This window comes from Streptomyces sp. 8N616 (genome assembly GCF_052246385.1).
GTDB lineage: Bacteria > Actinomycetota > Actinomycetes > Streptomycetales > Streptomycetaceae > Streptomyces.
The window spans coordinates 1-19,789 of the sequence record NZ_JBQQBY010000064.1 but is presented as its reverse complement, the minus strand read 5'-3'; the positions used below and the strand labels follow the sequence as shown (position 1 = coordinate 19,789).

Here is a 19,789-nt window from a genome sequence, read left to right as displayed (position 1 = left end):
CCCGGCGCGGAGCGCGGGGGGCATCTCCGCGCGGCGGGCGGCGGGTTGAAGGGGGCGCAAGCCCTTCAATGGGGTGGGTGGGTGGGGGAGCGGGCGCGCCGCCAGCCGCGGCAACTCGCGTGCTTCGCGGGGCGATTCGGCCGTACGACCCCTTCCCGCCCACTGCCGGCGCATGGCACGCTCAGAACACAGTCGCTCACCTGAATAGTGTTCACATCCATGTAAAGGCGGGCTCATGCAGAACAACCCGCGCGGCCTCGGCCGGAGACGACTCCTCCGCAGCGCGATCGCCGTCACGGCCGGCTCGGTCGCCCTCGGCGGCCACGCCGCCCCAGCCGCCGCCCAGCCACCCGGGGCGTCCCAGCCGCCCGCGCCGCCCAAGACACCCGCCGCCCCCCGAGCCGCCGCGCAACCACAAACCTCCGCGCAACCACAAACCTCCTCCCTATGGCGCGAGTTCAGCGCAAACCCGTACGCCCACCCCCACGTCCCCTACGTCGCCCGCGCCGGATACGCCGGTGGCCGCCGGGACTTCCCCCGCCCGCCCGTCCGCGCCGACGTCGTACGGGACTACGGCGCCCGGCCCGACGGATCCGCCGACGCCGCGCCCGCCATCAACCAGGCCGTCCAGGACGTCGGCCGGCGCGGCGGCGGCACCGTCACCGTGCCCCCCGGCACGTACCGCATCGACGACGTCATCCGCCTCGGCCACGACGACGTCGTCCTCCGCGGCGCCGGATCCGCCCGCACCACCCTCAACGCCACCCGTAACCTCACCGACCTCATCGGCCCCTACGGCAGCCGCTACGGCGGCGACAAGTCCGCCTGGTCCTGGGCCGGCGGGCTCGTCTGGATCTGCCCGACGGACCGCTACCGCCCCCTCACCGACGCAATCCGCGCCAAGGCCTGGCCCTTCGAGGGCTGGACCGGCAACAAGCGCGACGAGTGGCGCACCCTCACTCCCGTCACCGCCCCCGCCCGCCGGGGCGACTGGACCGTCACCGTCGCTCACCCCACCGCCCTCCGCGGCGGCGACCGCGTCCTGCTCCGCCTCGCCGACGACGCCGGCCACACCCTCCTCGAGCACATGGCGGGCGACGGCCCCGGCACCACGTCGTACGCCTGGGACGACAAGACCAAGCTGACCAGCTACGTCCCCTACGAGTGGCCGTGCCGCATCACGGCCGTCCGCGGGCGCAGCGTCACCCTCGACCGCCCCCTCCCGCTCGACGCACGCCCCGAGTGGCGGCCCCAACTCACCACGCTCGTCAAGCCCGTGACCGGCTCCGGCGTCGAGGGCATCACCCTCGAGATGACCAGGACCCCCCAGTCGCCGCACCTCCTCGACAAGGGCTGGAACGGTGTCGCGCTGCAGTGCGCCTGGGACTGCTGGGTCGACGATGTGCACGCGGTCGATGTCGACAACGGCTTCCTGCTGGTCGCCGCCAAGGCGTGCACGCTGCGCCGCACGCGCGTGTCCGGGCGCGGCAGCCACCACCCGTACTGCTGCCGCGAGGGCTCGCACGACAACCTCGTCGAGGACTTCAGGATCGACCGGCGGACCGTCCCCGCCCCGCCCGGCACCCAGCTGCACGGCATCAACGTCGAGGGGCTGTCCAGCTACAACGTCTGGTCGCGCGGCCGGATGGAGACGGGGACGTTCGACACCCACCGCGGGCTCCCGTTCGCCAACGTCCGTACGGAGGTCACCGTCCACAACGACGGGGCGCACGGCGGCGACGCGAGCGCAGGGCCGCTCTACGGCGCCCGCTTCACCCACTGGAACGTCACCGTCACCAACGAGCGTGCGGGCTGCATCAAGATCGACGAGATCGCGCCGTACAGCGCGACGGTCGGCATCAGCACCGTCCGCGAGTTCGGCCAGATCGACGAGCCGGACTTCGAGGGCGAGCTCACCACCCGTATCGAGTCCTACGGCCACCCGGAGGCGGTCAGGCCACGGAATCTGTACGAGGCCCAGCGGGGGCTGCGCTGACCCGTTGTTTTGCGGAGGGCGGCGCGGCCTGGGGCAGGTCCCGCATCAGCAGCCAGTAGCCGAGCGCGGCCACCGTGCCCGTCACCGCACAGCCCGCCCAGAGCCAGGCCGCCCCGTAGGCGTCGATGACCAGACCGCCGGTCAGCGGGGCGGCCAGCGCGGCCACCGACCAGGACAAGGTGTAGATCCCCTGGTAGCGGCCGCGCCCGTGGGTGGGCGAGAGCCGCACCACCAGGCCCATCTGCGTAGGCGAGTTGACGATCTCGGCCAGGGTCCACACGCAGACGGTCAGCACGTACACCGTCAGCGACCCGGCGAAGGCGGTGAGCCCGAAGCCGTAGCCCGTGAGCAGCGCGGAGACGACCAGCAGGCGCATCGGATCGCGGTGCTCGATGAGCCCGGTGACGGGGATCTGCAGGGCCACGATGAGCAGGCCGTTGACCGCGATGGCGAGGCCGAAGTCGGAGCTGGAGAAGCCGTCCGCACCCATCGCGACGGGCAGCGCCACGAAACCCTGCTGGAAGATCAGGGCGACGAGGAACGACAGCGCGACCACGGCCATGAACCGCCGGTCGCGCAGCACGGTCCCGAGGCCGACGTCCGGCTCCGTTTCTGCGGAACCCTCCGCGGAGTTCGCCACGGGGCCGCGCACCGGCCGGGACTCCGGCAGCTTCACGAAGACGACCACCGCGCACACCAGCGTCATCGCCGCCTCGATGAGGAAGCCGAGCAGATAGCTGTGCTCGGCGATGAAGCCCGCGCCGGTGGAGGAGAGCGCGAATCCGAGGTTGATCGCCCAGTAGTTGAGCGCGAAGGCGCGTACGCGATCCTCCGGGGCCACGATGTCGGCCATCGTCGCCTGGACCGCCGGGCGCGAGGCGTTGCTCGCCATGCCGACGAGGAAGGCGACGGCCGCGATCGCTAACGGGTGGGTCATGAAGCCGAGCAGGGCGACGGAGGCGGCAGTGGAGGTCTGCGCGATGAGGAGCGTGGGCCGACGCCCGAGCCGGTCCGCCATCACGCCCGCGCCCACGGACGACACCACTCCGCCGAGCCCGTGCAGCGCCGCGACCAGGCCCGCGTACGAGGCCGAATAGCCGCGCTCGATCGTCAGGTAGAGCGCCATGAAGGTGGCGACGAAGCCGCCGAGCCGGTTGACGAGGGCGGAGGTCCACAGCCACCAGAAGGCGCGGGGGAGACCGGAGACGCTCTCCACTGCGGCACGTCTCAGACTGGCGATGGACATGGCGGCCCCCCCCGAAGCAGCGGTGCTGCGTAATAGGCGCATGCCGCATGCGTAGCTTACAGTGACGGGGTGCGGCGCACCATCGAATATTGGTTAGGCTCAGGCCATGGCCGACGCGACGTACAAGCTGATCCTGCTCCGCCATGGCGAGAGCGAGTGGAATGCGAAGAACCTGTTCACCGGCTGGGTGGACGTCAACCTGAACGAGAAGGGCGAGAAGGAGGCGGTCCGCGGCGGCGAGCTGCTCAAGGACGCCGGCTTGCTCCCCGACGTCGTGCACACCTCGCTCCAGAAGCGCGCCATCCGCACCGCGCAGATCGCCCTCGAGGCGTGCGACCGGCACTGGATCCCGGTCCACCGCTCCTGGCGGCTGAACGAGCGGCACTACGGCGCGCTCCAGGGCAAGGACAAGGCGCAGACCCTCGCCGAGTTCGGCGAGGACCAGTTCATGCTGTGGCGCCGCTCGTACGACACCCCGCCGCCGCCGCTCGAGGACGGCACCGAGTGGTCGCAGAGCGACGACCCGCGCTACGCGACGATCCCGCCGGAGCTGCGCCCGCGCACCGAGTGCCTCAAGGACGTCGTGACCCGCATGCTGCCGTACTGGTACGACGGCATCGTCCCCGACCTGCTCACCGGCCGCACGGTGCTGATCGCCGCGCACGGCAACTCGCTGCGCGCGCTGGTCAAGCACCTCGACGGGATCTCGGACGCCGACATCGCGGGCCTCAACATCCCGACCGGCATCCCGCTCTCCTATGAGCTGGACGCCGACTTCCGGCCGCTCAACCCGGGCGGCACCTACCTCGACCCGGAGGCCGCCAAGGCCGCGATCGAGGCCGTGAAGAACCAGGGCAAGAAGAAGTAACGCACCACGAGAGAGCCCCCTGCCTGCGGCTTCGCTGCCGGCGGGGGGCTCGTTCGCGCCTGGGGGCCGGCTCTTAGCCGGTGGCCTTGCCGATGATGCGGCCGATTTCCTCTCGCCCGAAGGCCCGCAGGGTCGTGGTGCGGACGTTCCCCACCGCCCCCAGCTGCAGGAGCGCCGCGGTGGCGGTCTCCTCGTCGGGCGCCTCGACGACGGCCACCAGGTCGTACGGGCCGATGGTCCAGTAGAGGCTCACGAGCTCCGCCCCGAGGTTCTGCAGGGCCGAGGCGAAGGCGTCGGCGCGCTTCGTGGTGTCCTGATAGGCCCGGATGCCCTGCTCGGTCCAGTTCAGCAGCGTGATGTAGGTCGCCATGGTTTTTCGCCTCCATGAGGAGCGACATGAGGAATCCCCCTCAAAACCAGGCTAATTCCGGACACATGGGTCGGCGAATACACGACGAGGCCCCGGCCGGAGCACCGGCCGGGGCCTCGCGTACTGCTCGGATCGGACGCGGCTACCCGCAGCAGCCGCCGCACTGACACGGACCGCCGCTCTGGCAGCCGCAGCCGCACCCGGACCCGCAGCCGCACGCGGCGACGATGGGCACCGGTACTTCGGCCACGGACGGCGAGCGGTCGGTGGAGTGCTGCTCGCGGGGCGGGAGAGTGATGGGGGAGTCGGCCATGAGATACCTCCTCGAAGGCCTTGAAGGCTTCGGCCTCGGCCCTCACTGCATACCCGTCCGCGTGGGCGCATCAACGGCGCGCGGAAGCGCGGCGGTACAGCGCGCACGCCCCGCGGCTGCGGGAGGCTACGCGCCCTCGACCGGGGCCGAAGCGGTGATCTCGTCCGCGTGCTCGCCCGTGACCAGGTAGACCACGCGCCGGGCCACGGAGACCGCGTGGTCCGCGTAGCGCTCGTAGTAGCGCCCCAGCAGCGTCACGTCGACCGCCGTCTCGATCCCGTGCTGCCACCGGTCGTCCATCAGGTGCTGGAAGAGCGTGCGGTGCAGCAGGTCCATCGCGTCGTCGTCCTGCTCCAGCTGGAGCGCCAGGTCGACGTCCTTGGTGATGATGACCTCGGCCGCCTTGGCCATCAGCCGCTGCGCCAGCTGCCCCATCTCCAGGATCGTGGCGTGCAGGTCCTGCGGCACGGCCGTGTCGGGGAAGCGCAGCCGCGCGAGCTTGGCCACGTGCTGGGCGAGGTCGCCGGACCGCTCCAGGTCCGCGCTCATCCGCAGCGAGGTGACGACGATCCGCAGATCGGTGGCGACCGGCTGCTGGCGCGCCAGCAGGGTTATCGCTCTCGCCTCCAGTTCGCGCTGCAGGTCGTCCACCTTCTCGTCGGCGGCGATCACGCTCTCGGCGAGCTTGAGGTCCGCGTCGAGGATCGCCGTGGTGGCCCGGCCGACGGCGGAGCCGACGAGCCGGGCCATCTCGACCAGGCCCTCACCGATCGAGTCGAGCTCCTCGTGGTATGCGTCCCGCATCGAAATCCTCATCTCATCAAACTGGCTGGTTCCACCAGCATCCACGCTCGGGGACCCGTGCGTCCCCTTCGAGCCCCTTGAATGAACCGGCACCGACATCACGGTGAACTCTTGGCAACGCCCACCACGCCATCCGGCACCCCGCCCCGACCTGCGCTTTACGGCCGCCTGACCGGGGTGAATCCGCCACGACCTGGCGGTGAACTCTCGGCAACGAGTGTCCGAGGTCGCCCTCGGCGGCCTGTGGATACGTCTCACCACCCGCTTAATCTGGACGCATGGATGTGAACGCGGCGGTCGCCGCACTGGCAGCGATCGCCGGGGTGTGTACCGGCGTCGTGGCCATGCTGGCGTTCCGCTGGAGCGAGCGGGAGCAGGCGAAGCCCACCCGCAGCTCGCTGCACACCGACGCCGTGCTGCCGCCCGGCGTCGACACCGTACTCTCCGTGCTCCGCTCCTCGGCCGTCGTCCTCGACGAGTCGGACAGCGTCGTCAAGGCCAGCTCCGCGGCGTACGCGCTCGGGCTGGTGCGCGGCGGCAAGCTCGCCGTCGAGCCCATGCTCAAGATGGCCAGGGACACCCGTCGCGACGGCGAGATACGGCAGATCGAGCTCGACCTGCCCCGGCGCGGCACGGGCCGCGGCGATGCGCTGGCCGTCTCCGCCCGGGTCGCACCGCTGGGCTCCCGGCTCGTCCTGCTGCTGGTCGAGGACCTGACCGAGGCCCGCCGCATAGAGGCCGTGCGCCGCGACTTCGTGGCGAATGTCAGCCATGAGCTCAAGACCCCCGTCGGCGCGCTCTCCCTCCTCTCCGAGGCCGTGATGGACGCCTCGGACGACCCGGAGGCGGTCACCCGCTTCGCGGGGCGCATGCAGGTGGAGGCCACCCGTCTGACCAGCCTGGTTCAGGAGCTCATCGACCTCTCGCGGGTGCAGAACGACGACCCGCTGGAGGACGCCGAGCCGGTGCGCGTCGACGAGCTGGTGGCCGAGGCCATCGACCGCTGCCGCCACGCGGCCGGCACCAAGCAGATCACCATGGCGGCCGGCGGCACGGCCGACCACCATGTGTGGGGCAACCGCGGCCAGCTGGCCGCGGCCCTCGGCAACCTCGTCGAGAACGCCGTCAACTACAGCCCCGCCCGCACCCGCGTCGGCATCGCCGCCCGCCGGGTCACCGCGCCGGGCGGCGACCTGATCGAGATCGCCGTCACCGACCAGGGCATCGGCATCTCCGACAGGGACAAAGAACGGATCTTCGAGCGGTTCTACCGCGTCGATCCGGCGCGCTCGCGCGCCACCGGCGGGACCGGCCTCGGCCTCGCCATCGTCAAGCACGTGGCCGCCTCGCACGGCGGGGAGGTCACGGTGTGGAGCGCAGAAAACCAGGGCTCCACGTTCACACTGCGGCTCCCGGAGGCGGGCCGCGAGCGGGGCCGGGACAAGGCCGTCCGCCGTAACCAACCCCTCGTAGGACCGGACGACCTCGAAGCCGAGGACGACGGCCCGTACGAGACCTTCTCCGATGAACCCCTTCCTGCCCCGGAGGTCCTTCCGTGACCCGAGTTCTCGTCGTTGAGGACGAAGAGTCGTTCAGCGACGCGCTGTCGTACATGCTCCGCAAGGAGGGCTTCGAGGTCGCCATCGCGGCAACGGGGCCCGACGGGCTCGACGAGTTCGAGCGCAACGGCGCCGACCTCGTCCTGCTCGACCTGATGCTGCCGGGGCTGCCCGGCACGGAGGTGTGCCGCCAGCTGCGCGGCCGCTCCAACGTCCCGGTCATCATGGTGACCGCCAAGGACAGCGAGATCGACAAGGTCGTCGGCCTGGAAATAGGAGCCGATGACTACGTGACCAAGCCCTTCTCCTCCCGCGAACTGGTGGCCCGCATCCGGGCGGTGCTGCGCCGCCGCGGGGAGCCGGAGGAGGTCGTCCCCGCCGCCTTGGAGGCCGGGCCCGTACGCATGGACGTGGACCGGCACGTGGTCACGGTCGGCGGCGGCAAGGTGGACCTCCCGCTGAAGGAGTTCGACCTGCTGGAGATGCTGCTGCGGAACGCCGGGCGCGTGCTGACCCGGATGCAGCTCATCGACCGCGTCTGGGGCGCCGACTACGTGGGCGACACCAAGACGCTCGACGTCCACGTGAAGCGGCTGCGCGCCAAGATCGAGCCGGACCCGGGCGCCCCGCGCTATCTGGTCACGGTCCGCGGGCTCGGCTACAAGTTCGAGCCGTAAAGGACCCGGCAAAAGGACCCGTAGAAGGACCCCGTAAAAGGAACCCGTAGAGGAACCTGTCCTCGAATGGCGAGGGCCCCGGAGCTGATGGCTCCGGGGCCCTCGCCATATGGCTTACGCGATCAGTGCCCGGCGGCGTCGTGGCTGGCGGCCGACTCGCTCGCGCGCGCGTCTGCGGACTCGCCGGCACCCGGAGACCGGTGCGTACCGGCCTTGTCGCCGTTCGCCGCGCCCTCCTCCTCGGTCGCGCCCTCCTCCTCGGCGCCGCGCCTCGGTGAGCCGGTCGGGCTCGCGGTGCGCGACGGGGTCGGCACGGCCGTCGGCCCGAAGCCCTCGAAGTAGCTCGTCGCGGGCACGACGAACGCCTGCAGCCTGACCGCGCCCGTCTGGCTGAGGTTGAAGACGACCTCCTGGACGTCGCCGTCCCGGAGGGACTCGCTGCCGCCCGCGAGTACGGCGGAGGGGTTGCCCTCGCCGCCCAGGGTCAGCGCGCCGCCCGCCGGGACCGTCAGCGGGCCCGTGCCCTTGGCCGGGGCGAGCTTCACCCTCTCGCCGGAGCCCTCGACGGTGACCGACTCCAGGGTCTGGTCCTCCTGGCCGTTGTTGAAGATCTTGGCGGCGACGACGGCCGGGCCCTCGGTGCCTTCGGGCTGGGTGATCACATTCGCATTCTGGATCTTGATCTCGCCGACGTGCGTCGCGGCGTTGTCCGGCTTGACCTGCAGCGTCGAGGCCGAGTTCCCCGCACCGCAGGCGGAGAGCGTGGCGAGCGAGAAGGCGATGGCAGAGGCGGCGAGGGCGCCGCGTCGGATGCTGCGGCTCACGGCGGCGGCAACTCCTTGGACGACGGGGAGGGACGGCGTAAAGCCGCCCCAAGGGCTTGTCAGCGCGCTTAGGTTACCGAGCCGTCGCGGCGGCTCCGCACCCGACCCGCCTCCGAGGCCCGTCCTCCCTTCCGGGACTCCGCGCGGAATATTCACCCGGCACTCGTCCGAAGGGTTTATCGGCGGTGAATCCACGAAGGCGCCGGAATTGATCAGCGCCCGCCGGTCCGGATGGCTGCGACCGATGTCGCGAGCAACGCTGTGATCAATTCACGAAAAGACGTCCGGATGCGGTTGGGGCACCCCGCCGAACGTCGGCGGAGGTCCGAACGGAGTAGCGGAAGTCAGCCACCTGGACTCCGGCAAACCGGGACGTTCAGTCGGTCGTAAGGGCCCCGCGAGGTGTGTAACGTCCGCGTTTCACCTCACCGCCACATCCGCTCCGACCTGCGAATACCCACTTGCACAGAACCCCCGAAGCACGTTACGGCCGCTGTTGTCAAGCCCTGAGATATGCCCTGACCTGCGAAAACGCCATTCAGAACGGGGCGTTCCCGTGTTACTCTGGATAGCCACGGAAGGGGTACCTGTCACATGACGTTCAAGGTTGGCGACACCGTGGTCTATCCCCATCACGGGGCCGCGCTGATCGAGGCCATCGAAACTCGCCAGATCAAAGGCGTGGACAAGACCTACTTGGTGCTGAAGGTCGCCCAGGGCGACCTGACGGTTCGTGTGCCAGCGGACAATGCGGAGTTCGTCGGCGTGCGCGATGTGGTCGGGCAGGACGGGCTGGACCGGGTCTTCGAGGTGCTGCGTGCGCCGTATGCGGAAGAGCCGACCAACTGGTCCCGCCGCTACAAGGCAAATCTCGAGAAGCTCGCCTCCGGCGACGTGATCAAGGTGGCGGAAGTCGTCCGCGACCTGTGGCGCCGTGAGCGGGAGCGCGGGCTTTCCGCAGGTGAGAAGCGCATGCTCGCCAAGGCCCGGCAGATTCTGGTGAGCGAGCTCGCCCTCGCGGAGAACACCAACGAGGACAAGGCCGAGGCCCTGCTCGACGAGGTTCTCGCGTCCTGACCTGACGCGGCAGCCGCTCCTGCTGGTCCGAAAGCTCTGCCGGTCTGATCGTGCCGCGGTGCCCGGGTGACGTATGTCTGTCGCCGGGCGCTGCGGCATGCGTGGCAACGCGGCATGGGGGCAACGGCTCGGGTGATGCGTACGGCACCATGTGCACGGCAGTGTGCACGCCGCTGAGCGAACTGGTGTGCCGGGCCCGGGCAGCTCTCCCCCAGCTACCGCTGGGAGGTACCCCCAGACCAGTTGTCACGGAAGGGACCGGTCGAGGCATCGTGCCCGGCACGCTCAGGCCATACCCAACCCGGCCGAGGAAACAAACCTGAACGCGCAACCAATGTCCGACAGCAGGCGCCCCGAAGAGCGCTCCGACAGCCCGCACCACACCCGTATCGCCGCCGTCATTCCGGCCGCGGGACGCGGTGTGCGCCTCGGCCCGGGCGCCCCCAAGGCGCTGCGCGCCCTCAGCGGCACCCCGATGCTGGTGCACGCCGTACGCGCCATGGCCCGTTCCAGGGCCGTCTCCGTCGTCGTCGTGGTCGCCCCGCCCGAGGGAGCCGCCGCGGTCCGGACCCTCCTCGACGACCACGCCACGCCCGAGACCACCGACGTGCTCGTCGTCCCCGGCGGCGAGACCCGCCAGGAGTCCGTCAGGCTCGGCCTCGCCGCGCTCCCCGACGACGTCGGCATCGTCCTCGTGCACGACGCCGCCCGCCCGCTCGTCCCCGTCGACACGGTCGACGCGGTGGCCGCCGCCGTACGCGACGGGGCCCCGGCCGTCGTCCCCGCCCTGCCGGTCGCCGACACCGTCAAGCAGGTCCAGCCGCGGGCCGCGGGCGAGCCCGAGCCCGTCGTGGGCACCCCCGAGCGCGCCGTGCTGCGGGCCGTCCAGACTCCGCAGGGCTTCGACCGAGCCACGCTCGTCGAGGCGCACGAGAAGGTCGCCCTCGAGGGCGAGGGCGCCACGGACGACGCGGGCATGGTCGAGCGGCTCGGCGTCCCGGTCGTGGTCGTGCCGGGCCACGAGGAGGCGTTCAAGGTGACCCGGCCCCTGGACCTCGTCCTGGCCGAGGCCGTACTCGCCCGCAGGAGGGCCACCGATGGCTTCTCATGACACCTCCGGGCCCCGCCCGGCGGCCCTGCTGCCCCTGGTCGGGATCGGCACGGACGTGCACGCCTTCGAGAAGGGGCGTGAGCTGTGGTGCGCGGGCCTGCTCTGGGAGGACGCCGAGTACGGGCTCGCCGGGCACTCCGACGGCGATGTCGCCGCGCACGCCGCCTGCGACGCGCTCTTCTCCGCGGCCGGACTCGGCGACCTGGGCGCGCACTTCGGCACCGGCCGTCCCGAGTGGTCAGGTGCGTCCGGTGTGACGCTTCTCACGGAGGCCGCCCGCATCGTACGGGACGGCGGCTACGAGATCGGGAACCTGGCGATCCAGGTGATCGGCGTACGACCGAAGATCGGCAAGCGCCGCGAGGAGGCGCAGAAGGCGCTCTCCGCGGCGGTCGGCGCCCCGGTGTCGGTCTCGGGTACGACGACCGACGGCCTCGGCCTGACCGGCCGCGGCGAAGGGCTCGCCGCCATCGCGACGGCCGTGGTCTTCCGGCCGCCCAACGCGTAAGGAAACAAGCCTTCCTGAAGGGGAGTTGGGCCGCCACGGGTGCACCCGACCCGTCCGCTCGACCCCGACTCGGCCGAGGACGGCCCGCGGGTCATCGCTCGCGCCACCGCGCGTAAGATCACCGGCGATATCCGTGGGCATTCCGGGAGGCCCCGACCTCCGGCCCGTCATAACTGTCACGCTTCCGTGTCCCTCGGCCGAATAGGTCGCGGGGCACTGTCGTAGGCGCACTACCCTTGATGCGTGACTATTCGCCTGTACGACACCAGCGCCCGGCAGATTCGTGACTTCACCCCGCTCAAGCCGGGCTGCGTCTCGATCTACCTGTGTGGCGCGACCGTACAGGCCGCCCCGCACATCGGGCACATCAGGTCGGGGCTCAACTTCGACATCATGCGGCGGTGGTTCAGCCACCGCGGCTACGACGTCACGTTCATCCGCAACGTCACGGACATCGACGACAAGATCCTGGCGAAGTCCGCGGAGAGCGGTGAGCCGTGGTGGTCGATCGGCTTCCGCAACGAGCGCGCCTTCAACTACGGCTACGACGTGCTCGGCTGCCTGCCGCCGACGTACGAGCCGCGCGCCACGGGCCACGTCCCCGAGATGATCGAGATGATGCGCGGCCTCATCGAGCGGGGCCACGCGTACGCCTCCGACGGCAACGTCTACTTCGACGTGCGGTCCTTCCCCGGCTATCTCGCGCTCTCCAACCAGGACCTGGAGAACCTCCTCCAGCCGGAGGGCGAGGGCGAGACCGGCAAGCGCGACCCGCGCGACTTCGCCATGTGGAAGGCCACCAAGCCCGGGGAGCCCAGCTGGGAGACCCCGTGGGGCCGCGGCCGCCCCGGCTGGCACCTGGAGTGCTCGGCCATGGCCCACAAGTACCTGGGTGCGGCCTTCGACATCCACGGCGGCGGCGTCGACCTCGTCTTCCCGCACCACGAGAACGAGATCGCGCAGGCCAAGGCCTTCGGCGACGCCTTCGCCTCGTACTGGGTGCACAACGGCTGGGTCACCATGAGCGGCGAGAAGATGAGCAAGTCGCTGGGCAACTCGGTGCTGGTCGCCGAGATGGTCAAGCACTGGCGCCCCATCGTGCTGCGCTACTACCTGGGCACCCCGCACTACCGCTCCATGATCGAGTACAGCGAGGACGCGCTGCGCGAGGCCGAATCCGCGTTCGCGCGCATCGAGGGCTTCGTCCAGCGCGTCGTCGAGAAGGCCGGGGGCCCGGTGGACCCCGCGCCCGAGGTGCCCCCGGCCTTCGCCGAGGCGATGGACGACGACCTGGGCGTTCCGCAGGCGCTCGCCGTCGTGCACACGACCGTCCGCCAGGGGAACTCCGCGCTGACCGCCGACGACAAGGAAGCGGCCGTCGCCCGCCTCGCCGAGGTCCGTGCGATGCTCGGAGTGCTGGGCCTGGACCCGCTCGAGGAGCACTGGGCGACCGGCACCGAGCGCGGTGAGGACCTCCACGGCGTGGTGGACTCGCTGGTCAGGCTGGTGCTCGAGCAGCGCCAGGCGGCCCGGTCCCGTAAGGACTACGCGACGGCGGACGCCATCCGCGACCAGCTCCAGCAGTCGGGCCTGGTCATCGAGGACACCCCGTCCGGCCCGCGCTGGGAGCTCGGCCCGCGCTGACGACCGCGCCTCCGGCGCGGCACACTGTTCGAGTACGCACCTCGAGTTCGTACCTATACGCAAGCACGCGCGAGCACGCGTGCCCGCAGGAAAGAGTTTGGTGACACATGGCGGGGAACAGCCAGCGCAGGAACCGCCGCACCGCGTCCAAGAAGGGCGCGACGGTCGGCAGTGGCGGCAAGCGGCGCCGCGGCCTGGAGGGCAAAGGCCCGACCCCGCCCGCCGAGATGCGCAAGGGGCATGCCAAGCAGCGCGCCGCGAACGCGAAGGCCAAGCACGCCGGGCGCCGCCCCGCGCCGCGCCGCGGCGGCGCCAAGGGCACGAGCGAGCTGGTCGTCGGCCGCAACCCGGTGTTCGAGGCGCTGCGCGAGGGCGTACCGGCGAACACGCTCTACGTCCAGCAGTTCATCGACAACGACGAGCGGGTGCGCGAGGCGCTGAAGCTCGCCGGCGACCGCGGTGGTATCGCCCTCATGGAGGCGCCGAAGCCCGAGCTGGACCGGATGACGAACGGCCTGAACCACCAGGGCCTGGTCCTCCAGGTCCCGCCGTACGAGTACGCGCACCCGGAGGACCTGGCCGCCGCCGCCTTCGACGCGGGCGAGGACCCGCTGATCGTCGCCCTCGACGGGGTCACCGACCCGCGCAACCTCGGCGCCGTCGTCCGCTCCGTCGCGGCCTTCGGCGGGCACGGCGTCGTCGTGCCGGAGCGGCGCGCGGCCGGGATGACGGCAGGCGCCTGGAAGACCTCGGCCGGCACCGCCGCCCGTACGCCGGTGGCCCGCGCGACGAACCTCACGCGCGCGCTCGAGGCGTACCAGAAGGCCGGGATGACCGTCGTCGGCCTGGCCGCCGACGGCGACGTGGAGCTGCAGGACCTCGAGGTGCTGGACGGACCGGTCGTGATCGTCGTCGGCAGCGAGGGCAAGGGTCTGTCCCGGCTGGTCGGCGAGACCTGCGACCTCCGGGTGCGGATCCCGATGCCGGGCGGCGCGGAGTCGCTCAACGCGGGGGTGGCGGCGGGCGTCGTCCTGTACGAGGCAGCGCGCCGCCGCGGCTGAGCCCCCCGGTCTTCAGGGTGTTCAGCACGCCCCGCCTTCAGGTGTTCAGCCCGGCCAGCCGGGCCCGAAGCCGCGCGGCACCTCCCAGTGCCAGGAGCGGGTGGCGTGCCGGAAGTGCTCCAGCAACACCACCTCCCCGCCGAGCAGCGGCAGTACGACGCAGCCGGGCTCCTGCATCGCGCTGACCGAGCGGATGTACGTGCCGGTGCGGCCGTCGGGGAAGCGGACGGGGTCGCGCAGGAGCATGACGTACGCGTCCTCGTACACCACCCCGCCCGCCGCCGGGACGGCTACGCTCCGGGTACCTGCTGGTCGGCCTGGCTGCTGCGCTGTCCTGCAGGCCCGGCCGCCTCGGTGATACGGCCGCCGTACGCGCGCAGCAGGGTCTCCCAGTCCCGCTTCAGGGTGGGAGACGTCACGCTGTGCCCCAGGCCGCTGCGGAGCGTGTCGCCCCGGTCGGTGAAGACCAGGCCGATCACCAGAGCGCCCGCGCCGGCGCCCAGCAGCTGGACCGCGCCGCAGCGAGACCCCGCCGCCCGCCAGCTGAAGCGACAGGCCCGCCGACTCGAGGACCAGCGCCACCCCGATGCCGCGCTGGAAGCTCTCGCCGGAGCGGCTGAGCTTGCGCGCCTTGCGAAGCATCTTCGCGTGCAGCTCCGCGATTTCGGAGGTGGCGTGGGTGAAGGCGTCGGCTCCGGAACGCGCCCGTCCGCGAAGCCGCCTCGAGGCCTCGTGCTCGGCGGGCCCCATGCCGGGGCGGTAGCGTTCCGGTCGGACACCGCTGGCTCCTCTGAGTCGTCCATGCTTCCGTCGTCGCCGGGACCGACATTCTGACGCTCCGCACGGTTCCCGGGAGGAGGATCTTGACGGGTCTCGGACAGTTCACGGTCGTCAAGGCAGTGTCTTAAACCGGAGTCACTCGGTTAGTTGAGCGTGGACACCAGAACACTCCGCCCTACGGGGGGACGCTCGCCACGATTCGACGCCGAGCCTGCGCTGAGCACGGTGAAGGTGCCGTCCGACCCGGCCCAGGTCATCGTCAACCACGCGAGCTTCCGAGTGCAGCTCGCCACGCCGGTCCAGGGCGCGGCGACCCGCGCGCAACTCGCGGCGCCGGCCGCCGACGGCTCCGCCAGGCGCCGCACCCCCGTCGTGTGGAGCGGCCGCACCGAGCCCGGCGACCCCGCCGCCGGCCGGCTCCTGCAGGCCGTACGGAACTCGGGCGCGAGCGTCGGCGCGGAAGCCGGGGGCGGAGGGGACTGCGGCACCACCCAGGTGCTGCCGCGGATCAGCCTCGAAGAACCGCCACCGACGATCATCGGGCCGCGTGTCCCGCAGCCGGACGACGACACCACCGTGCTGCGGCCCGTACGGCTGGGGGGCCGCGCGTACGAGCGCGGCGCGCGCGGAGACGGGGTCCGGGACACCGGGGAGTACGGCGGATACCGAGACCACGACGCGCACGACGAGTACGACGCGCACGACGAGTACGGCGACCGCGACGACTACGACGCATACGAGGAGCTCGGCGAGGGGGAGACGCGGAGTCGGCGCCACGGCTCGGACAACGTCCGGCACGCGTACTACCCGGGCCGCCGGATGAACCTCGGCGTCGTGCTGCTCCCGCTCCGCATCTTCCTCGGCTTCATCTCGATCTACGCGGGCATGGGCAAGCTCTGCGACCCCGTCTACTTCGACGGCGGCGAGCGCGGCTCCATGGTCACGTGGCTCTCCCACCTGCACCCCTGGGGCGTCGCTTCGCCGCTGCGCGACTTCGCGCTCGCCCACCCCGTCGGCTCCGGCCTCACCGTCGCCTTCCTGCAGGTCGTCGTCGGCGTGCTGACCGTCTTCGGACTGTGGCAGCGCGTCGCGGCCTCCTTCGGCGCACTGCTCTCCGCCGCGCTGCTGGTCACCGTCAGCTGGCGGACCCTGCCGGCGTACGACGCGCCGGACATCATCTACCTCGCCGCCTGGAGCCCCTTGGTCATCGCGGGCGCTCCGGTGTACTCGATGGACGCCCGGCTCGCGGGCGAGGCGTGGCGCAGGCTCGGCCCGCGCGTCCCGATCTGGCACCTGCGGCGGCGCGTGCTGCGGCGCGGCACGGTCATGGCCGCGGTCGTCGTCGGCATGACCCTGCTGGTCGGCTCGATGCTCGGCGGCGCGGTGCGGTCCACGGACATGACGACCGTGCCGGGGACGACCGACGAGCCCCGTAACCACCTGCCCGGGACGCCGCTGCCGCGGAAGCCGAGCGCGGAGAAGTCCTCGCAGGGGCCGACCTCGGCCGGCACCGGCTCGCCCGAGGCGCAGAGGAGCGCCGGCCCGTCCGCCGGGGCCTCGACCGGGCCGGGGACCGCGCGGGAGACCGGGACGGTCGGTTCGGGGCAGCAGCCGGGCCGGTCTCCCATCGGCCAGAACGGCGGCGGGGCGGCGCAGCAGCCGGCGGCGCCCGAGCCGCCGAGCCGTACGGCGGGACCGTCGTCGAGCGGTGGTGGTTCGACCGATCCGGGCGGCGGTTCCGGTGGTGGCGACGGCGGTACGGGTGGCGGCTCGGACGGCGGCTCGGGCAGCGGCGGCGCCCTTGGAGGCCTCCTCGGCTGAGTGCCGTGGAGCGGTTCGGCTGACCGCGGCTGGCTGCTGGTCGCCGGGGTGTGCGTCTCCCGGCGGTCAGCAGCCGCAGGTCGCCGCCCCGGCACCGCAACAGGCATCCGCGGCGGGGGCGTTGCTCGAAGGGGTGTCGCTCGCGGCGCTCCTGCCGAGGGTGTCGGCGTCGCCCTTGACGACGTAGACCTCCCAGGGCTCCTTGCCGGGGCCGTGGACCCAGACCTTGTCCTGGAGCGCGTAGCAGCAGGAGGTGTCGTTCTCCTCGAAGGTGGCGAGACCCGCGTCCTTGAGGCGGGCGGTGGCGGCGCTGACGTCGCCGGTGGTGGGAACCTCGACGCCGAGGTGGTCGAGGCGGGTGTCCTCGCCGGGCCGGCCTTCGATGAGGACGAGCTTGAGGGCGGGTTCGGCGATGGCGAAGTTGGCGTAGCCCTCGCGCCGCTTGGCGGGCTCGGCGCCGAAGAGCTGGGAGTAGAAGGCGATGGAGCCTTCGAGGTCGGCGACGCGCAGGGCGAGCTGGACTCGGGACGAGGACATGACCACTCCTTGTTCGATGACAGGTGATCCTGATTCGACGTTTGTCGATGTCTGTATCGAAGTCTGCTCCATGATTCGACGAGTGTCAATATAGATCCATGTCGAATCTCGAATCCGTATCTGGGCAACGGCCGAAAATGGATTGGTCTAAACCTTGACGCGGGTGGTGTAGACCAAGCAGCTTGGGTGGTCTCAATCCCCCACAGCGGCCGCGCAGTTCGACTGCCCCGTCGGCGGTCTCGAGCGGCTCGCAGATTGAAGGAGTGCTCAAGTGTCGAGGAAACGCATCGTTGCGTGGCTCACCGCCGCATTGGTCGGGTGCGCGCTCTGGGTTGTCATGCCCATGACTTCGAATGCGGCCACCACCACGCCGCGGACGAAGGCAGAGTTCATCGTGAGTGAGGCCCAGTTCAACCAGATGTTCCCGAACCGGAATTCCTTCTACACGTACAGCGGCCTGACGGCGGCCCTGGACGCGTACCCCGCGTTCGCCAACACCGGCAGCGAGACGGTCAAGAAGCAGGAGGCGGCCGCCTTCCTCGCCAACGTCAGCCACGAGACGGGTGGCCTGGTCCACATCGTCGAGCAGAACCAGGACAACTACCCCCACTACTGCGACGCGACCCAGCCGTACGGCTGCCCCGCAGGCCAGGCCGCGTACTACGGCCGCGGCCCGATCCAGCTGAGCTGGAACTTCAACTACAAGGCGGCGGGCGACGCGTTGGGCATCGACCTGCTCAACAACCCCTGGCAGGTGGAGCGGGACGCCGCCGTTTCCTGGAAGACCGCCCTCTGGTACTGGAACACCCAGACGGGGCCGGGCACGATGACGCCGCACGACGCGATGGTCAACCAGCGGGGCTTCGGCGAGACGATCCGCTCCATCAACGGCAGCCTGGAGTGCAACGGCGGGAACCCCGGCCAGGTCCAGAGCCGGGTCGACAAGTACAAGCAGTTCGTCGGAGTCCTGGGCACGACGCCGGGCGACAACCTGTACTGCTGATCGGCTGAGCCGGTCACCAGCCGACGGCCGATGTCAGGAAGCCCAGGTCAGCCTGACTGACCTGGGCTTTTCGGAGCCGCCTGTCGGGCTCGAACCGACGACCTTCGCTTTACAAGAGCGGCGCTCTACCAGCTGAGCTAAGGCGGCAGCCCGTACAGACTACACAGCGTCCCTCCCGCGGAGCCACGCCATCGGCTTTCGCCCGGAGCCGCGGGCGGGCGGCGGGCGGGGGGGCGAGCGGTGAGCGGAGCGGCAGCCCGGTGGCGCTCCGCCGAGCGATTTCGCCCGTCTCCGGCTACTGACAAACCGCCGAGCCGCAAGGTACCGTCACCGGCAGTTCGCTCAGGTGGACTAAACCTTTACTCGGATCGTCCGGCACGTTCCTGCCGGTGAAGGGACCACAACAAACATGGCTACGGTCACGTACGACAACGCGACCCGGATCTATCCGGGCTCCGACAAGCCCGCCGTCGACAAGCTCGACATTCAGATCGAGGACGGCGAGTTCCTCGTTCTCGTCGGCCCGTCCGGCTGCGGAAAGTCCACCTCGCTGCGGATGCTCGCGGGGCTCGAGGACGTCAACGCCGGTTCCATCCGGATCGGGGACCGGGACGTCACGCACCTCCCGCCGAAGGACCGGGACATCGCGATGGTGTTCCAGAACTACGCGCTCTACCCGCACATGAGCGTCGCCGACAACATGGGCTTCGCACTCAAGATCGCGGGTGTGCCGAAGGCCGAGATCCGCGCGAAGGTCGAGGACGCGGCGAAGATTCTCGACCTCACCGAGTACCTGGGCCGCAAGCCCAAGGCACTCTCCGGCGGGCAGCGGCAGCGCGTCGCGATGGGCCGCGCCATCGTCCGTGAGCCGCAGGTGTTCCTCATGGACGAGCCGCTGTCGAACCTCGACGCCAAGCTGCGCGTCCAGACCCGTACGCAGATCGCGAGCCTGCAGCGCCGCCTCGGGATCACCACGGTGTACGTGACCCACGACCAGGTCGAGGCCATGACCATGGGCGACCGCGTCGCGGTCCTCAAGGACGGGCTGCTGCAGCAGGTCGACTCGCCGCGCAGCATGTACGACCGCCCGGCGAACCTCTTCGTCGCGGGCTTCATCGGCTCCCCGGCCATGAACCTCGTCGAGGTGCCGATCACCGACGGCGGCGTGAAGTTCGGCAACAGCGTGGTGCCGGTGTCGCGCGAGGCGCTCTCCACCGCGTCCGACAAGGGCGACCGGACGGTCACGGTCGGCGTACGCCCCGAGCACTTCGACGTCGTGGAGCAGAACGGCGCCGCCGCGAAGTCGCTGTCGAAGGAGTCCGAGGACGCCCCGGCCGGCCTCGCCGTCACCGTCAACGTCGTCGAGGAGCTCGGCGCCGACGGTTACGTCTACGGCACCGCCGAGGTCGGCGGGGGCGAGCGCAAGGACCTCGTGGTCCGGGTGAGCGGGCGGCAGGTCCCGGAGAAGGGCTCCACGCTGCACGTCGTGCCGCGCCCCGGCGAGACCCACGTCTTCTCCACGTCCTCCGGCGAGCGCCTGAGCGACTGACGGGCAGAGCACCAGGGCCGCGGCGCCGTACACCTGAGCGG

At 71.0% G+C, this 19,789-nt stretch carries 19 protein-coding genes and 1 tRNA gene; 12 read left to right on the top strand and 8 right to left on the bottom strand.

Annotated features, from left to right (window positions below):
* Positions 1-235: 235 nt before the first annotated feature.
* Positions 236-1,996, top strand: coding sequence for a glycosyl hydrolase family 28-related protein (locus tag ACTWQC_RS34950; RefSeq protein ID WP_443319892.1), 1,761 nt, complete (start codon positions 236-238; stop codon positions 1,994-1,996).
* Here the strand turns inward: ACTWQC_RS34950 and ACTWQC_RS34945 are convergent.
* The gene (locus ACTWQC_RS34945) at positions 1,953-3,242 is read right to left on the bottom strand and encodes an MDR family MFS transporter (RefSeq protein WP_443319891.1); all 1,290 of its coding nucleotides are present in this window, start codon (positions 3,240-3,242) and stop codon (positions 1,953-1,955) included. The genes ACTWQC_RS34950 and ACTWQC_RS34945 overlap by 44 nt on opposite strands.
* A gap of 106 nt (positions 3,243-3,348) precedes the next feature.
* On the opposite strand from ACTWQC_RS34945, the gene ACTWQC_RS34940 reads away from it, so the two are divergent.
* Complete coding sequence (locus ACTWQC_RS34940; protein WP_443319890.1) at positions 3,349-4,110, top strand: phosphoglyceromutase; 762 nt, start codon at positions 3,349-3,351, stop codon at positions 4,108-4,110.
* Positions 4,111-4,183: 73 nt separating this feature from the next.
* Here the strand turns inward: ACTWQC_RS34940 and ACTWQC_RS34935 are convergent, their stop codons facing one another.
* Together ACTWQC_RS34935 and phoU are read right to left on the bottom strand one after the other, a co-directional pair.
* A complete protein-coding gene (locus ACTWQC_RS34935) occupies positions 4,184-4,480 on the bottom strand; it encodes a GYD domain-containing protein (protein ID WP_443319889.1) in 297 nt (98 codons plus the stop codon).
* A 439-nt stretch (positions 4,481-4,919) separates the two neighbouring features.
* Entirely contained in the window at positions 4,920-5,597 is a 678-nt protein-coding gene (gene phoU, locus ACTWQC_RS34930; protein ID WP_443319888.1) for a phosphate signaling complex protein PhoU, read from the bottom strand.
* A 278-nt stretch (positions 5,598-5,875) separates the two neighbouring features.
* Between phoU and ACTWQC_RS34925 the strand changes: the two genes are divergently transcribed.
* Positions 5,876-7,156 (top strand): sensor histidine kinase, encoded by a 1,281-nt coding sequence (locus ACTWQC_RS34925; protein WP_443319887.1) that lies wholly within the window; start codon positions 5,876-5,878, stop codon positions 7,154-7,156.
* Positions 7,153-7,833, top strand: coding sequence for a response regulator transcription factor (locus ACTWQC_RS34920; protein ID WP_360860746.1), 681 nt, complete (start codon positions 7,153-7,155; stop codon positions 7,831-7,833). The genes ACTWQC_RS34925 and ACTWQC_RS34920 overlap by 4 nt, the downstream gene beginning before the upstream one ends.
* Before the next feature lie 122 nt (positions 7,834-7,955).
* On the opposite strand, the gene ACTWQC_RS34915 is transcribed toward ACTWQC_RS34920, so the two are convergent.
* A complete protein-coding gene (locus tag ACTWQC_RS34915) occupies positions 7,956-8,657 on the bottom strand; it encodes a DUF461 domain-containing protein (protein WP_443319886.1) in 702 nt (233 codons plus the stop codon).
* A 594-nt stretch (positions 8,658-9,251) separates the two neighbouring features.
* On the opposite strand from ACTWQC_RS34915, the gene ACTWQC_RS34910 reads away from it, so the two are divergent.
* The 5 genes from ACTWQC_RS34910 (at position 9,252) to rlmB (ending at position 14,058) form a co-directional block, all read left to right on the top strand.
* Entirely contained in the window at positions 9,252-9,734 is a 483-nt protein-coding gene (locus tag ACTWQC_RS34910) for a CarD family transcriptional regulator (RefSeq protein ID WP_003953493.1), read from the top strand.
* Between the two features lie 334 nt (positions 9,735-10,068).
* The gene (gene ispD / locus ACTWQC_RS34905; RefSeq protein WP_443319885.1) at positions 10,069-10,845 is read left to right on the top strand and encodes a 2-C-methyl-D-erythritol 4-phosphate cytidylyltransferase; all 777 of its coding nucleotides are present in this window, start codon (positions 10,069-10,071) and stop codon (positions 10,843-10,845) included.
* On the top strand, positions 10,832-11,353 hold the full coding sequence (ispF, locus tag ACTWQC_RS34900) for a 2-C-methyl-D-erythritol 2,4-cyclodiphosphate synthase (RefSeq protein WP_443319884.1): 522 nt from the start codon (positions 10,832-10,834) through the stop codon (positions 11,351-11,353). Before ispD ends, ispF begins: the two co-directional genes overlap by 14 nt.
* Before the next feature lie 243 nt (positions 11,354-11,596).
* On the top strand, positions 11,597-12,997 hold the full coding sequence (gene cysS / locus ACTWQC_RS34895) for a cysteine--tRNA ligase (RefSeq protein WP_443319883.1): 1,401 nt from the start codon (positions 11,597-11,599) through the stop codon (positions 12,995-12,997).
* A gap of 107 nt (positions 12,998-13,104) precedes the next feature.
* Positions 13,105-14,058 (top strand): 23S rRNA (guanosine(2251)-2'-O)-methyltransferase RlmB, encoded by a 954-nt coding sequence (gene rlmB / locus ACTWQC_RS34890; RefSeq protein WP_443319882.1) that lies wholly within the window; start codon positions 13,105-13,107, stop codon positions 14,056-14,058.
* A 45-nt stretch (positions 14,059-14,103) separates the two neighbouring features.
* Here the strand turns inward: rlmB and ACTWQC_RS34885 are convergent, their stop codons facing one another.
* Positions 14,104-14,328, bottom strand: coding sequence for a hypothetical protein (locus ACTWQC_RS34885; RefSeq protein ID WP_443319881.1), 225 nt, complete (start codon positions 14,326-14,328; stop codon positions 14,104-14,106).
* A 20-nt stretch (positions 14,329-14,348) separates the two neighbouring features.
* Complete coding sequence (locus ACTWQC_RS34880; RefSeq protein WP_443319880.1) at positions 14,349-14,537, bottom strand: hypothetical protein; 189 nt, start codon at positions 14,535-14,537, stop codon at positions 14,349-14,351.
* A gap of 454 nt (positions 14,538-14,991) precedes the next feature.
* On the opposite strand from ACTWQC_RS34880, the gene ACTWQC_RS34875 reads away from it, so the two are divergent.
* Positions 14,992-16,659 carry a DoxX family protein gene (locus tag ACTWQC_RS34875; RefSeq protein WP_443319879.1) on the top strand — a complete coding sequence of 556 codons (1,668 nt, stop codon included), beginning with the start codon at positions 14,992-14,994 and terminating at the stop codon, positions 16,657-16,659.
* Positions 16,660-16,725: 66 nt separating this feature from the next.
* On the opposite strand, the gene ACTWQC_RS34870 is transcribed toward ACTWQC_RS34875, so the two are convergent.
* Positions 16,726-17,196, bottom strand: a complete 471-nt coding sequence (locus ACTWQC_RS34870) for an ArsI/CadI family heavy metal resistance metalloenzyme (protein ID WP_443319878.1) — start codon at positions 17,194-17,196, stop codon at positions 16,726-16,728.
* A 337-nt stretch (positions 17,197-17,533) separates the two neighbouring features.
* Between ACTWQC_RS34870 and ACTWQC_RS34865 the strand changes: the two genes are divergently transcribed.
* Positions 17,534-18,199 carry a chitinase gene (locus ACTWQC_RS34865; protein WP_443319877.1) on the top strand — a complete coding sequence of 222 codons (666 nt, stop codon included), beginning with the start codon at positions 17,534-17,536 and terminating at the stop codon, positions 18,197-18,199.
* Between the two features lie 74 nt (positions 18,200-18,273).
* On the opposite strand, the gene ACTWQC_RS34860 is transcribed toward ACTWQC_RS34865, so the two are convergent.
* A tRNA-Thr gene (locus tag ACTWQC_RS34860) sits at positions 18,274-18,346 on the bottom strand.
* Between the two features lie 262 nt (positions 18,347-18,608).
* Here ACTWQC_RS34860 and ACTWQC_RS34855 point away from each other — a divergent pair.
* Entirely contained in the window at positions 18,609-19,748 is a 1,140-nt protein-coding gene (locus ACTWQC_RS34855; RefSeq protein ID WP_443319876.1) for an ABC transporter ATP-binding protein, read from the top strand.
* Positions 19,749-19,789 lie beyond the last annotated feature (41 nt).